At 67.2% G+C, this 13,332-nt stretch carries 12 protein-coding genes and 1 pseudogene; 12 read left to right on the top strand and 1 reads right to left on the bottom strand.

Translation table 11 applies throughout. The features are described 5' to 3' along the window. The first annotated feature begins 7 nt into the window (after nt 1–7). The 7 genes from fliM (at nt 8) to ACZK2V_RS10295 (ending at nt 5,995) form a co-directional block, all read left to right on the top strand. Nucleotides 8–1,012, top strand: coding sequence for a flagellar motor switch protein FliM (gene fliM, locus ACZK2V_RS10325; RefSeq protein ID WP_032129211.1), 1,005 nt, complete (start codon nt 8–10; stop codon nt 1,010–1,012). Then, nucleotides 1,009–1,344 (top strand): flagellar motor switch protein FliN, encoded by a 336-nt coding sequence (gene fliN / locus ACZK2V_RS10320; protein ID WP_012510967.1) that lies wholly within the window; start codon nt 1,009–1,011, stop codon nt 1,342–1,344. Before fliM ends, fliN begins: the two co-directional genes overlap by 4 nt. Continuing rightward, complete coding sequence (gene fliO, locus ACZK2V_RS10315; protein WP_032129212.1) at nt 1,341–1,760, top strand: flagellar biosynthetic protein FliO; 420 nt, start codon at nt 1,341–1,343, stop codon at nt 1,758–1,760. The genes fliN and fliO overlap by 4 nt, the downstream gene beginning before the upstream one ends. Before the next feature lies 1 nt (nt 1,761). Continuing rightward, the gene (gene fliP / locus ACZK2V_RS10310; protein ID WP_071229206.1) at nt 1,762–2,541 is read left to right on the top strand and encodes a flagellar type III secretion system pore protein FliP; all 780 of its coding nucleotides are present in this window, start codon (nt 1,762–1,764) and stop codon (nt 2,539–2,541) included. Nucleotides 2,542–2,623: 82 nt separating this feature from the next. After that, nucleotides 2,624–2,893 (top strand): flagellar biosynthetic protein FliQ, encoded by a 270-nt coding sequence (locus ACZK2V_RS10305; protein ID WP_012510965.1) that lies wholly within the window; start codon nt 2,624–2,626, stop codon nt 2,891–2,893. 13 nt (nt 2,894–2,906) lie between these two features. After that, nucleotides 2,907–3,698, top strand: coding sequence for a flagellar biosynthetic protein FliR (gene fliR, locus ACZK2V_RS10300; protein WP_012510964.1), 792 nt, complete (start codon nt 2,907–2,909; stop codon nt 3,696–3,698). Between the two features lie 164 nt (nt 3,699–3,862). Then, nucleotides 3,863–5,995, top strand: coding sequence for a putative bifunctional diguanylate cyclase/phosphodiesterase (locus ACZK2V_RS10295; RefSeq protein ID WP_486323236.1), 2,133 nt, complete (start codon nt 3,863–3,865; stop codon nt 5,993–5,995). A gap of 45 nt (nt 5,996–6,040) precedes the next feature. On the opposite strand, the gene ACZK2V_RS10290 is transcribed toward ACZK2V_RS10295, so the two are convergent. Then, nucleotides 6,041–6,466, bottom strand: a complete 426-nt coding sequence (locus ACZK2V_RS10290; RefSeq protein WP_223224720.1) for a hypothetical protein — start codon at nt 6,464–6,466, stop codon at nt 6,041–6,043. Nucleotides 6,467–6,672: 206 nt separating this feature from the next. On the opposite strand from ACZK2V_RS10290, the gene flhB reads away from it, so the two are divergent. From flhB to ACZK2V_RS10265, 5 genes and pseudogenes are all read left to right on the top strand, one after another. After that, nucleotides 6,673–7,803 carry a flagellar biosynthesis protein FlhB gene (flhB, locus tag ACZK2V_RS10285; protein WP_107432403.1) on the top strand — a complete coding sequence of 377 codons (1,131 nt, stop codon included), beginning with the start codon at nt 6,673–6,675 and terminating at the stop codon, nt 7,801–7,803. A 44-nt stretch (nt 7,804–7,847) separates the two neighbouring features. Further along, the gene (gene flhA / locus ACZK2V_RS10280) at nt 7,848–9,908 is read left to right on the top strand and encodes a flagellar biosynthesis protein FlhA (RefSeq protein WP_201119332.1); all 2,061 of its coding nucleotides are present in this window, start codon (nt 7,848–7,850) and stop codon (nt 9,906–9,908) included. Between the two features lie 145 nt (nt 9,909–10,053). Next, entirely contained in the window at nt 10,054–11,676 is a 1,623-nt protein-coding gene (flhF, locus tag ACZK2V_RS10275) for a flagellar biosynthesis protein FlhF (protein ID WP_486323235.1), read from the top strand. Then, a pseudogene (locus ACZK2V_RS10270) lies at nt 11,663–12,548 on the top strand (MinD/ParA family ATP-binding protein). The gene flhF and the pseudogene ACZK2V_RS10270 overlap by 14 nt, the downstream one beginning before the upstream one ends. Beyond that, the gene (locus ACZK2V_RS10265) at nt 12,545–13,288 is read left to right on the top strand and encodes an RNA polymerase sigma factor FliA (RefSeq protein WP_049401180.1); all 744 of its coding nucleotides are present in this window, start codon (nt 12,545–12,547) and stop codon (nt 13,286–13,288) included. The pseudogene ACZK2V_RS10270 and the gene ACZK2V_RS10265 overlap by 4 nt, the downstream one beginning before the upstream one ends. The last annotated feature ends 44 nt before the right edge of the window (nt 13,289–13,332 follow it).

Below are 13,332 nucleotides of genomic sequence, written 5' to 3'. Positions count from 1 at the left end.
CCCACCGATGAATGATCTGCTGTCCCAGGACGAGATCGATGCCCTGCTCCACGGCGTGGACAGTGGCGCGGTCGAGACCGATGCGGAACCGCCGTCAGGCGAAGCACGTTCGTACGACTTCGCCAGCCAGGACCGCATCATCCGCGGTCGCATGCCGACCCTGGAAATGGTCCATGAGCGCTTCGCGCGCCTGTGGCGGATCGGCCTGTTCAACCTGATCCGCCGTTCGGCCGAACTGTCGGTGCGCGGCATCGAGCTGATCAAGTTCAACGACTACATGCACTCGCTGTATGTGCCGACCAACCTGAACCTGATCCGCTTCAAGCCGCTGCGCGGTACCGGCCTGATCGTGTTCGAACCGACCCTGGTGTTCGCCATCGTCGACAACTTCTTTGGCGGCGACGGGCGCTACCCCACCCGCATCGAAGGCCGCGAGTTCACCGCCACCGAAATGCGGGTGATCCACCTGCTGCTGAAGCAGACCTTCGCCGACCTGCGCGAGGCCTGGGCACCGGTGATGGACGTCGACTTCGAATACATCAACTCGGAGATCAACCCGCACTTCGCCAACATCGTGACGCCGCGCGAGTACGTGGTGGTGTGCCGGCTGCACGTCGAGCTCGACGGCGGTGGCGGCGACATCCATGTGACCCTGCCGTATTCGATGCTGGAACCGATCCGCGAGCTGCTCGACGCTGGCATCCAGAGCGACCGCAATGATCGCGACGAAAGCTGGGGCCAGACCCTGCGCGAACAGCTCAACATCGCCGAGGTGACCCTGTCCAGCGTACTGGCCAGCAAGCGCATGACGCTGCGTGACCTGACCCAGCTGAAGGTCGGCGACATCCTGCCGATCGAGCTCAGCCCGCAGGTGCCGCTGTGCGTGGAGAACATCCCGGTATTCACCGGCGAGTTCGGCATCGCCAATGGCATGAACGCCGTGAAGATCACCGCTACCCATCCGCCGGGCACCCGCCCGCGCGCACCCGTCATCCAGGAAGACCCGCAATGAACGATATCGACGCCCTCGAACCGACCCCGGCCCAGTTCGGCACCCTGCAGGCCGAAGAAGGGGCCGGCGCCGACCTCAACCTGGACGTGATCCTCGACGTGCCGGTGACCCTGTCGCTGGAAGTCGGTCGTGCCCGCCTGCCGATCCGCAACCTGCTGCAGCTCAACCAGGGCTCGGTGGTGGAACTGGAACGCGGCGCTGGCGAATCGCTGGATGTGTTCGTCAACGGCACCCTGATCGCCCACGGCGAGGTGGTGGTGATCAACGACCGCTTCGGCGTTCGCCTGACCGACGTGGTCAGCCCGAGCGAGCGGATCCGGAGACTGCGTTGAGCCTGCTGGCCTCCACCCTGCTGGCGGTCGGCAAGACCGCCGCTCCGGTCGGCCCGCAGATCGGCCAGCACGCAGCCGCCGCACCGAGCCTGTTCGGCGCGGTGCTGGCGCTGCTGGCAGTGCTGGCGCTGGTCATCGGCCTCGGCTGGCTGCTCAAGCGCCTGCCCGGCAGCGGCTTCCGCCCGGCCGACGGCATGAAGGTGGTGGCCAGCCTGAGTGTCGGTGCCAAGGAGCGCGTGGTGGTGGTCGAGGTCAACGGCCAGCAGCTGCTGCTGGGCGTCACCGCCGGCGGCATCAACACCCTGCACACCCTGCCCGAACCGCTGCCGCCGCCCGCGCCGGTGCGCGTGCCGGACTTCAAGAACCTGCCGAATTTCGCCCAGCTGCTGCAGCAGCGGCTGCGCAAGGACCCCTGACATGCGTGTCACCCGTACTCGTCTTGCCACCCTGATGCCGTGGCTGCTGATGCTCGCCCTGTGCCTGTTGCCGGCACTGGCCTTCGCCGCCTCCGGTGCCCCGACCACGCCGCTGCCGGACATCAATGTCGGCAAGATCGGCGGTGCACCGGTCAGCCTGCCGCTGCAGACCCTGCTGCTGATGACCGCGATCACCCTGATCCCGTCCATGCTGCTGGTGCTGACCTCGTTCACCCGCATCATCATCGTGCTGGGCCTGCTGCGCCAGGCACTGGGCACCGGGCAGACGCCGTCCAACCAGGTGCTGCTGGGCCTGGCCCTGTTCCTCACCGCAATGATCATGCTGCCGACCTGGGACAAGGCCTGGAGCACCGGCATGGCGCCCTACCTCAACGGCGAGATCGACTTCCAGACCGCCTGGACGCTGACCACCACGCCGCTGCGCGGCTTCATGCTGGCGCAGATCCGCGAGACCGACCTGATGACCTTTGCCGGCATCGCCGGGCATGGCACCTACGCCAGCCCCGATGCGATCCCGTTCCCGGTTCTGGTCGCCTCGTTCGTCACCAGCGAGCTGAAGACCGCCTTCGAAATCGGCTTCCTGATCTTCATCCCGTTCGTGATCATCGACCTGGTGGTGGCCAGCGTGCTGATGTCGATGGGCATGATGATGCTGTCGCCGATGCTGGTGTCGGCACCGTTCAAGATCCTGCTGTTCGTGCTGGTGGATGGCTGGGTGCTGACCGTCGGTACCTTGGCGGCGAGCTTCAATCCGGCGTGATCGAGAGGCAGTCGAGCATGGCTCGACTCTACAGAAGCACAGTCGAGCATGGCTCGACGCTACATGAGCAGATGGAACCCGAATGACTCCCGAACTTGCCCTGACCGAACTGCGTGGCGGCCTGATCACCGTGTTGTGGGTGGCCGGCCCGCTGCTGCTCACCGTGCTGGTGGTCGGTGTGGTGGTGGGCGTGGTGCAGGCCGCGACCCAGCTCAATGAGCCGACCATCGCCTTCGTCGCCAAGGCGGCGGCGCTGACCGCGGTGCTGTTCGCGCTGGGCAGCCTGCTGATCGGCCACCTGGTGGAGTTCACCACGCTGCTGTTCCAGCGCATTCCACACCTGATCGGCTAGGACACGCGCTTCGATGGACGCCGCCACCCAGATGGCTGCCGACGGCCTGCAGGCCTTCGGCATGATCGGCACCGTGCTGTGGACCATGCTGCGCATCGGCGCAGTGGCCATGGCCATGCCGATGGTCGGTACCCGTGCCGTTCCCGCGCGGGTGCGCGTGGTGCTGGCTGGCACCCTGGCCATCGCACTGGCGCCGCTGCTGCCGCCGGTACCGGACTGGACCGGTTTCGATGCCGCCACGGTCCTTACCATCGCCCGTGAACTGGCCATCGGCGTATCCATCGGCTTCCTGCTTCGGCTGGTGTTCGAGGCCGGCGCGATGGCCGGCGAACTGATCGCCCAGGGCACCGGCCTGGCCTTCGCGCAGATGAGTGACCCACTGCGTGGCGGCACCTCCGGCGTGATCGGGCAGTGGTTCTATCTGCTGTTCGGCCTGCTGTTCTTCACCGCCAACGGGCACCTGGCGCTGATCTCGCTGGTGGTGGACAGCTACCGGGCGCTGCCGATCGGCGCCCCGCTGCCGGACCCGCACGCCTTCTTCAGCATCGCCCCAACCTTCCTGCTGACCGTACTGCGCGGCGCATTGACCCTGGCGATCCCGCTGACTGTGGCAATGCTGGCGGTGAACCTGGCGTTCGGCGTCCTGGCCCGTGCGGCGCCGGCGCTGAACCCGATCCAGCTCGGCCTGCCAGTGTCGCTGCTGCTGGGCCTGTTCCTGCTGGCGCTGCTGGCCGGGGAAATGGGTCCGCCGGTACAGCGCCTGTTCGATGCCGCCTTCCAGGCTGCGGACACGGTCACACACTGACCGGATCATCACGTTTTACTGCTTGCCCTTCCCCCGGGTCTGCGCGTTAGAGTGAATACGCGGCAACCGGGGGGATGCCGCACGTGGCCGGCGCCATGCGTCGGCCTGCCTCATGCATGCCCCACCGTGGTTTCCGTCGACAGGCAGGTCCGGGAGACTGACGAATGCTGGTAGGCACGTACAACCCGTGGCTGGTGGCGATCTCGCTGCTGGTGGCCGTGATGGCTTCGTACACCGCGCTGGCGATGGCCGGGCGCACGGTCACTGCACCCGGCAAGGGCGCGGCGTGGTGGTGGCGCCTTGGTGGTGGCTTCGCCATGGGCCTGGGCATCTGGTCGATGCACTTCATCGGCATGCTCGCCTTCGACCTGCCCATTCCGCTCGGCTACGACCTGCCGATCACCCTGCTTTCCCTCGCATTGGCGATCGCCTCATCGGTGTTCGCGCTATGGCTGGTTTCGCTGCGTACCCTGCCCCACCCGCGGTTGGCCGGTGGCGCGCTGCTGATGGGCACCGGCATTGCCGGCATGCATTACGTTGGCATGGCCGCAATGCGCATGCAGCCGGGCATCGACTACGACCCGGGCTGGCTGCTTTTTTCGCTGATGGTGGCGGTGGCCGCCTCGTGGACGGCGCTGTACGTGGCGTTCCGCCTGCGCGGGCAGCGCACCCGTGTCGGCGACCGGCTCGCGGCTGCCGGCCTGCTCGGGCTGGCCATCGTCGGCATGCACTACACCGGCATGGCCGCCGCACGCTTTCCGGAAGGCAGCATCTGCGGCGCAGCCGTGGGCGATGGGCTGCAGAGCGAATGGCTGGCCATGCTGGTGGTGATGCTCACCGTGGCGATCCTGGCCGTGGTGCTGGTGGTCTCCTGGCTGGATCAGCGGGTGGAGGCGCAGCTGCTGCGCCTGCGCAATTCCCTGTTGAGTACCTCACTGACCGACGCACAGCAGGAACTGACCCAGGCCGCACTGCACGACCCGCTTACCCGCCTGCCCAACCGCCTGCTGCTGCAGCGTCGCATCGTGCAGGCGCTGGCCGAGGCCGAACAGGGCGGCAGCCGCTTCGCGGTGATGTTCATGGACCTGGATGGCTTCAAGCAGGTCAACGATGCCTACGGCCACCAGGCCGGCGATGCACTGTTGGTTGCGGTGGCCGAACGCACGCGCCAGCTGCTTCGGCCCAACGACATGCTGGCCCGTCTGGGCGGTGACGAATTCGTGCTGGTGGTGCGCATCGAGCACGACGAGGACCTGCCGACGCTGGCCCGGCGCATCCTGCAGGCGGTCGGCAGCGGGCCGTTGCTGGCCGACAACGAACTGCAGGTCACCGCCAGCATCGGCGTGGCGATCTGTCCGGACCACGCTGCCAGCGAGCGGCAGCTGATGGCCTTTGCCGATGCTGCGATGTACCAGGCCAAGGAATCCGGACGCAACGCCTTCGTGCTGTTCGCCGACTGGATGAATGACAGCGCCGAACAACAGTTCCGGCTGCTGGCCGACCTGCGCCGGGCCATCGGCAGCGAGCAGCTGTTCCTGCACTACCAGCCGAAGATCCAGGTAGCCACGCAGAAGGTGGCCGGTGCCGAAGCGCTGATCCGCTGGCGCCATCCGGAGCATGGCCTGATCCCGCCGGACCGCTTCATCCGGCTGGCCGAACGCAGCGGTGCGATCAATGAGATCGGGCGCTGGGCGCTGGACCAGGCCTGCCAGCAGCTGCGCCGCTGGCACGATGCCGGCCACGAGGGCTGGTCGATGTCGGTGAACCTGTCGCCGGTGCAGTTCAGTTCGCCGCACCTGCTGCAGGATGTGCGTGAAGTGATCGAACGCTACGACATTGCCCCACGCCACCTGGTGCTGGAGATCACCGAAAGCACGGTGATGCGCGATACCGATACCAGCCTGCGCCTGCTGCAGGCGCTCTCGGCACTGGGCGTGGGCATCTCCATCGATGACTTCGGCACCGGCTATTCCAGCCTGCTGTACCTGAAGCGGCTGCCGGCCACCGAAATCAAGATCGACCACGCCTTCGTGCGCGATCTGGAGCACAGCGCCGAGGACGTGGTGATCGTCTCGGCGATCGTGGCGCTGGGCCACGCGCTGGACATGGACATCGTGGCCGAAGGCGTGGAAACCGCCGCGCAGCGCGCCTACCTGGAGCGGCTGGGCTGCGATTACCTGCAGGGCTACCTGCTCGGCCGCCCGGTCGATGCGGCGCGCTTCATGCAGCTGCATGACCTGCCCCGGCCTCGGGTGGAACTGGCCAATGGCTTCAAAGCACCCGAAGGTGGGGGTTAATGAACCCACACGGCCGCGCGCCTGGGCAAGCCCGGCGTGGGCAAATCACTCCAGCGTGACCGGGTAGGGAGGAGTGAGCCTCGAGTTGTCGGAGACCGCAAAAGCGACTGACTGCAACCGCTGGCAAAGTGTTGAAAGCAGGGCCATGAACTCAGCATTGGCTGCCTCAGACCATGCTCGACCGAATCTAAGAGTAAGGTGTATAGAGCTCACCGGATCTCCATTCAGAGCGGACTCGAGCGAGTAGCGCTCACCATCCGAGAACGCACCTTGGACACATCCGGGGAACACCAACTCCAAGGATGCGATTATGGCCTGGGGACATCCAATATCCTGCACAGCCTCAACATTGGACAGGTCTTTTTCACCGAGGTCCTCCAGCTTCAAAACGACAATGTCAAAGCTCATTGCTGCGATATCCCATCCTGCAATCCATTCAGCATCGCCCTTCTCTTCTGCGTGTGCTGCCATCATGCCTCATGTAGCTGCTAGCTGCCCCCTGTACAGCAGCAGTTGAACGATCTTCCCCGCCCGCTAAATGCGATAGCGCGGCAGCGCATACAGCACTGCGAACGCCAGAATGAGCAGGAGCAGACACACAGTGCTGCCGCTCGCGACTGACGGCTAGCGGCACGGTTCTTGCACGCACCCCGGCATCCCCTGCCGCAGTGCCCGTGATGTCCGAGAACGAATCCGCCGGCGAAAAGACCGAACAACCTACCGAAAAACGCCTGCGCGACGCCCGTGAACAGGGCAACCTGCCGCGCTCGCGCGAGCTCGGCACGGCCGCCGTGTTCGGCGCCGGCGTACTGGCGGTGATGGCCATGAGCGGCTCGATCGGCCGCGGTGCAAGCGCCTGGATGAAGCATGCACTCAGCCCGGAACAGAGCCTGCGGCAGAACCCGAAGGAACTGTTCGGCCACTTCGGCGACCTGCTGCTGCAGTTCATGCTGGTGATCGCGCCGCTGGTGCTGGTCTGCCTGCTGGCCAGCTTCGTCGCCCCGCTGGTGATGGGCGGCCTGCGCTGGTCGCAGAAGGCGATGATGCCCGACTTCAACCGCATGAACCCGATGAGCGGGCTCAAGCGCCTGTATGGCCCGGAAGCCATCGCCGAGTTCACCAAGTCGTTGTTGCGCGTGGCTTTTGTCGGCGTTGCCGCCGGGCTGGTGGTGTGGACCGGCTTCGACACCCTGCGCGGGCTGATCCACCACCCGCTGGAGACCGCCATCACCGACGGCCTCGGCTTCACCCTGCGCCTGCTGCTGGCCACCGCCGGCGCCATGCTGGTGCTGGCCGCCATCGATGCGCCCTACCAGCGCTGGAACTGGATGCGCAAGCTGAAGATGACGCGTGAAGAGCTGCGCCGGGAAATGAAGGAAAGCGAGGGCAGTCCCGAGGTCAAGGGCCGCATCCGCCAGTTGCAGCAGCAGATGGCCAACCGCCGGATGATGGAGGCGGTGCCCACTGCCGACGTGGTGGTGGTCAACCCCACCCACTACGCGGTGGCCCTGAAGTACGAAGGCGGCGCCATGAACGCCCCCAAAGTGGTCGCCCTGGGTGTGGACGAGACCGCGCTGCGCATCCGTGAAGTGGCCGACGGCAACAAGGTCGCTATTGTCTCCGCCCCGCCTTTGGCACGCGCCTTGTATCGGGAAGGCCAACTCGGAAAGGAAATCCCCGTGAGACTGTATTCGGCCGTCGCCCAGGTCCTGTCCTACGTCTACCAGCTGCGCGCCTGGCGCACTGGCCCGATGCCGGACGCCCCGCACATCCAGGTGGATGAATTCGGCAAGGGAGGCCGCCCGTGAGCGCCCAGCCCTCCACCGGTTTCAACACCCGCCGCGCGCTGGAAATGATCCGCCAGGGCCTTGGCGCACCGCTGATCGTGCTGGCCCTGCTGGCCATGGTCGTGGTGCCGCTGGCCGCACCGGTGCTCGATGCCCTGTTCACCTTCAACATCGCCATCTCGCTGATGGTGCTGCTGGCGGTGGTCTACGTGAAGCGCCCGCTGGACTTCACGATCTTCCCGATCGTGCTGCTGATCACCACCATGCTGCGGCTGGCGCTGAACGTCGCCTCCACCCGCGTCATCCTGCTGAACGGCCAGAACGGCCATGACGCCGCGGGCAAGGTCATTGCCGCCTTCGGCGAGTTCGTGATCGGCGGCAACTACGCGGTCGGCATCGTGGTGTTCGCGATCCTGACCATCATCAACTTCGTGGTCATCACCAAGGGCGCCGGCCGCGTCTCGGAAGTGACCGCGCGCTTCATCCTCGACGCGATGCCCGGCAAGCAGATGGCGATCGACGCCGACCTCAACGCCGGTTTGCTGACGCGTGAAGAAGCCAAGCTGCGCCGCGAGGAAGTCCGCGAGGAAGCCGATTTCTACGGCGCGATGGACGGTGCCAGCAAGTTCATCCGTGGTGATGCCATTGCCGGCATCCTGATCCTGTTCATCAACATGCTCGGCGGCCTGGCCGTAGGCGTGCTGCAGCATGGCATGCCGTTCGGCGATGCCGCTGCCACCTACACCCTGCTGTCGATTGGTGATGGCCTGGTGGCGCAGCTGCCGGCGCTGCTGGTCTCCAGCGCCGTGGCCATGCTGGTCACCCGCGCCTCGCGTTCGCAGGACATGGCCCAGGCCATGACCGGCCAGGTGTTCGGCCAGTACCGCGCGCTGGCGATCACCGCCGGCATCATTGGCGTGGTCGGCCTCGTGCCGGGCATGCCCAACGTCGCTTTCCTGACGCTGTCCGCGATCCTCGGCTTCATCGCCTGGAAGGTCTACCGCAAGGGCAAGGCCGCGGCCACCGATCCGGCAGCCGCAGGCAATGACGCTGCCGCGCTCAACGCACTCGGCCGCCCGGCCGCGCCGGCTCCGACTGCCGAACTGAGCTGGGACGAACTGCGCCCGGTCGATCCGCTGGGCCTGGAGGTCGGCTACCGGCTGATTCCGCTGGTGGACAGCAACCAGGGCGGCGAACTGATGGCACGCATCAAGGGCGTGCGCCGCAAGTTGACCCAGGACGTCGGTTTCCTGATCCCGTCGGTGCACATCCGCGACAACCTGGAACTGCCGGCCAACGGCTACCGCGTGCTGGTGCACGGCGTACCGGTGGCCACCGCCGAGATCCACCCCGACCGCGAACTGGCGCTGGACCCGGGCAGCGCCCTCGGCGCACTGGAAGGCATCGCCGGCAAGGACCCCGCGTTCGGCCTGGACGCGACCTGGATCCAACCGCACCAGCGTGCCCAGGCTGAAACGCTGGGCTATACCGTGGTCGATCCAGCCACCGTGGTGGCCACCCATCTGTCGCACCTGATCCGCGAACACGCGCCCGAGCTGCTCGGCCACGAGGAAGTGCAGCACCTGCTGGCCAACCTGGCCAAGAGCGCACCCAAGCTCGTCGAAGATCTGACGCCGAAGGCGCTGCCGCTGTCGGCGGTGGTGCGCGTGTTGCAGAACCTGCTGATCGAGCGCATTCCGATCCGCCAGCTGCGCAAGATCGCCGAAGCACTGGTCGAACACGCTCCGAACAGCCAGGACCCGGCCGTGCTGACTGCCGCCGTGCGCACCGCACTGGGTCGTTTCATCGTGCAGGAGATCGCCGGAATGTCGGCGGAGCTGCCGGTGTTCACGCTCAACCCACAATTGGAACGTGTCTTGCAGGAGTCCACGCAGGGCAACGGCGCCGCGCTGGAACCCGGACTCGCTGAGCGACTGCACCAGAGCCTGGCCGAATGCGTCAGCAAGCAGGAAGCCCGCAACGAGCCCGCGGTCGTGCTGGTACCTGGCCCGGTGCGTGCCGCGCTGGCCCGCCTGGTCCGCCACAGCGTTCCGTCGCTGTCGGTCCTGGCCTACAGCGAGGTGCCGGAGGACAAGCGCCTGAAGCTGGTCGGAACGATCAGCTGACGCCGCCCTCCGATGCGCCAGAAAACAGACACCACTTTCGAACCAACGCAACAGACAGATACCAAGGGGAACCCGCACCGTGCAGACCACCGACCACCCGAGTTCTCCGACCGCCACCCCGCCGTCTTCGTCCCGTGACCACAGCATGAAAATCAAACGATTCGTCGCCGCCGACATGCGCTCGGCCATGAACCTGGTGCGCAAGGAACATGGTCCTGACGCCGTGATCCTGTCCAACCGCCGGATCGAGGAAGGCATCGAGATCGTCGCCGCCGCCAACTACGACGAGAGCGCCGTGCAGCGTGCACTGGAAGCCTCGCGTCGTGACATCGCTCCGCCGCCGGCGCCGAAGCCGCGCACCGCCGCCGACGCGGTGATCGCCGCGGTCACCCGCCGCCGCAGCAATACCCCGGCACCGGAACCGGTCGCCGCAACCACCTCGGCCGTGGCTGCCCTCGCCCGCGCTGCGGTCGGCGCCACCGGCCGCACCCTGGACAGCGCCGACGAGATCGTGCCGACCCGCGGCAGCACCGGCTTCGCCGCCACCCTGGCACGCGCCGCCGTCAACGAACCGGCGCTGCCGGATCAGATCTTCGCTCCGTTCGCCGAAGCCATCGTCGCACCGGCGCCCAGCACCGCCGCACCGGCCAACCGCGCCCGCTTCCAGATCGACCCGCCGCACGAGACGCATCACGAAAGCGCGGCGTCGGCCGTGCAGCCGCCGCCGCTGCCGACCGCTGCCGTGACCGAAGCGCAACCCGGGATCGTCGCCAGCGAACCGGCACCGGTCGAAGCCAGCGACGAAACCGGCGCTGCCCCCGTGCTGGCCCCAGCCCCGGCACTGACCCTGGTGGCCCAGGACGACGCCGAGATCCGCCAGCTGCGCCAGGAAGTGGCCGGCATGCGCCATGTGATCGAGCGCGAGATGAACCGCTTCACCGACGAGCGCCTGCGCGGCTGCCCGGTGCGCGCCACCGCGCTGGACCTGATGGACGAGTATGGCTTCGATGCCGGCCTGGCCCGCGACGTGGCCATGCAGATCCCGCTGGAGACCGAGGCCCATCGAGGCCGCGGCCTGATGCTGGGGCTGATTTCGCGCAAGCTGCCGATCGCCCCGGTCGACCCGCTGGAAGAAGGCGGTGTGATCGCACTGGTCGGCCCGACCGGCGCCGGCAAGACCACCACCATCGCCAAGCTGGCCTCGCGCTTCGCCGAGAAGCACGCGCCGCGTGACGTGGCCCTGGTCACCACCGACACCACCCGCATCGGTGCCCGCGAGCAGCTGTACGGCTACGGCCGCCAGCTCGGCATCGCGGTGCACGAGGCCAACAGCGGCACCGATCTGGACCAGCTGCTGGAACGCCTGAAGGACTACAAGCTGGTGCTGATCGACACCGCCGGCCTGGGCCCGCGCGACCGCGCCCTGGCCGCCCAGCTGCAGTGGCTGCGTGCCGCCTGCCAGGTCCGCACCCTGCTGGTGCTGCCGGCCAACACCAGCTTCGGCGACATGGACGAGGTGGTCCGCCGCTTCGGCGCCGCCAACCTGCAGGGCCTGGTACTGAGCAAGCTGGACGAGACCGGCCGCTTCGGCAACGCCCTGTCGGTGGCCGTGGATCATGCCCTGCCGATCACCTGGGTGACCGATGGCCAGGACGTCCCGGAGGACCTGCACCGGGCCAGTGCAGCCAATCTTGTACTTCGCCTTGAAGATTTGCGCCGCGCGGCCGATATGCCCTGCAACCCGGAGTTGAACCATGCCGTCGCGTGAGTACGCCAAGCTGACCAAGACCTTCCCGCTGTCGGCCACCCGCAGCGAGCCGCTCGGCCCTGTGCGCACCATTGCAGTCACTGGCGGCAAGGGCGGCGTGGGCAAGACGAATGTGTCGGCCAACCTGGCCGTGGCACTGGCTGGCATGGGCAAGCGCACGCTGCTGCTGGACGCCGACCTCGGCCTGGCCAACATCGACGTGATCCTGGGGCTGAACCCCACCTTTACGCTGGCCGACCTGGTCGCCGGCCGCTGCACGCTGGATGACGTCATCGTCGAAGGCCCCAACGGCGTGCTGGTGGTCCCGGCCGCATCCGGCCGCCGCCACATGGCCGAGCTGGCCCCGGCCGAGCACGTTGGCCTGGTCAACGTGTTCTCCGAACTGGAGCGCGAGCTGGACATCATGGTGGTGGACACTGCCGCGGGCATCACCGATGGCGTGCTGACCTTCTGCCAGGCCGCACAGGACACCGTGGTGGTGGTCTGTGACGAGCCGGCCTCGATCACCGACGCCTACGCACTGATCAAGGTGCTGTCGCGCGAGCGCGGCGTGGACCGCATCCAGGTGGTGGCCAACATGGTGCGCGACCCGAACGAGGGCCGCGTGCTGTACGAAAAGCTGACCCGCGTCTGCGAGAAGTTCCTTGCCGATGTCTCGCTGAACTACCTGGGCTGCGTGCCGCAGGATGACTGGCTGCGCCTGTCGGTGCAGCGCCAGCAGCCGGTGGTGAAGGCCTATCCGTCCAGCCCGGCGGCGCTGGCGATCACCGAGATCGCGCGCCGTACCGCGCTGGCAGGCGCCGACCGAACCGCGTGGCGGCGTCGAGTTCTTCCTCGAACGCATCCTCAAGCAGCGTGGGGTGACGGCATGAAAGGCGCAGCCCAGTACAGGGAAGTGCAGCGCTCGGCGGCGAACGAAGTCATCGCCCAGCATTCGGACCTGGTGCGGCGCATCGCCCACCACCTGGCCGCGCGCCTGCCGGCCAGTGTCGAGGTCGACGACCTGATCCAGGCCGGCATGATGGGACTGATCGAAGCCTCGCGCAGCTATGACGCCGACCAGGGTGCTTCTTTTGAGACCTACGCCTCGATCCGCATCCGTGGTTCGATGATCGACGAGATCCGCCGTGGTGACTGGGTCCCGCGCTCGGTGCACCGGCGTGCACGTGATGCCGCCGCCACCATCCGCCGCCTGGAACAGAGCAGTGGCCGTGCCGCCAGCGCCACTGAAGTGGCCGCCGCGATGGAGATGCCGCTGCCCGAGTACCTGCGGCTGATGGAAGACGCTGCACGTGGCCAGGTGCTGAGCCTGGAATCGCGCATCGAGGACCAGGGCGAGCTGGACACCGTCGCCCAGGGCGGGCCGACCCCGCAGCAGGTACTGGAGCGCGGCGAGTTCGGTCGCGAGCTGGGCAAGGCCATCGGCCACCTGCCCGAGCGCGAACAACTGGTGCTCTCGCTGTACTACGAGCAGGAACTGAACCTGAAGGAGATCGGCGCGGTGCTCGGCGTGAGCGAGTCGCGGGTCTGCCAGATCCACGGCCAGGCGGTACTGCGCCTGCGTGGCCGGCTGAAGCTGTTCGAGGCTGCCGACGCAGGCCTCGAAGAATGAACATCCCCGAGGCGGCTGCCCCCGGTCGTCCGGAATGAACAACA

The organism is Stenotrophomonas sp. 93052_Sma (assembly GCF_056481145.1).
The sequence above is the reverse complement of the archived record's forward strand: the minus strand, read 5'-3'. Positions and strand labels throughout refer to the sequence as shown.

Excerpts from the sequence above, each read along its gene's own strand:
- fliM (WP_032129211.1), top strand. The coding sequence starts at position 8 with ATGAATGATCTGCTGTCCCAGGACGAGATCGATGCCCTGCTCCACGGC.
- fliN (WP_012510967.1), top strand. The coding sequence starts at position 1,009 with ATGAACGATATCGACGCCCTCGAACCGACCCCGGCCCAGTTCGGCACC.
- fliP (WP_071229206.1), top strand. The coding sequence starts at position 1,762 with ATGCGTGTCACCCGTACTCGTCTTGCCACCCTGATGCCGTGGCTGCTG.
- ACZK2V_RS10305 (WP_012510965.1), top strand. The coding sequence starts at position 2,624 with ATGACTCCCGAACTTGCCCTGACCGAACTGCGTGGCGGCCTGATCACC.
- fliR (WP_012510964.1), top strand. The coding sequence starts at position 2,907 with ATGGACGCCGCCACCCAGATGGCTGCCGACGGCCTGCAGGCCTTCGGC.
- ACZK2V_RS10295 (WP_486323236.1), top strand. The coding sequence starts at position 3,863 with ATGCTGGTAGGCACGTACAACCCGTGGCTGGTGGCGATCTCGCTGCTG.
- ACZK2V_RS10290 (WP_223224720.1), bottom strand. The coding sequence starts at position 6,466 with ATGGCAGCACACGCAGAAGAGAAGGGCGATGCTGAATGGATTGCAGGA.
- flhB (WP_107432403.1), top strand. The coding sequence starts at position 6,673 with ATGTCCGAGAACGAATCCGCCGGCGAAAAGACCGAACAACCTACCGAA.
- flhA (WP_201119332.1), top strand. The coding sequence starts at position 7,848 with ATGATCCGCCAGGGCCTTGGCGCACCGCTGATCGTGCTGGCCCTGCTG.
- flhF (WP_486323235.1), top strand. The coding sequence starts at position 10,054 with ATGAAAATCAAACGATTCGTCGCCGCCGACATGCGCTCGGCCATGAAC.
- ACZK2V_RS10265 (WP_049401180.1), top strand. The coding sequence starts at position 12,545 with ATGAAAGGCGCAGCCCAGTACAGGGAAGTGCAGCGCTCGGCGGCGAAC.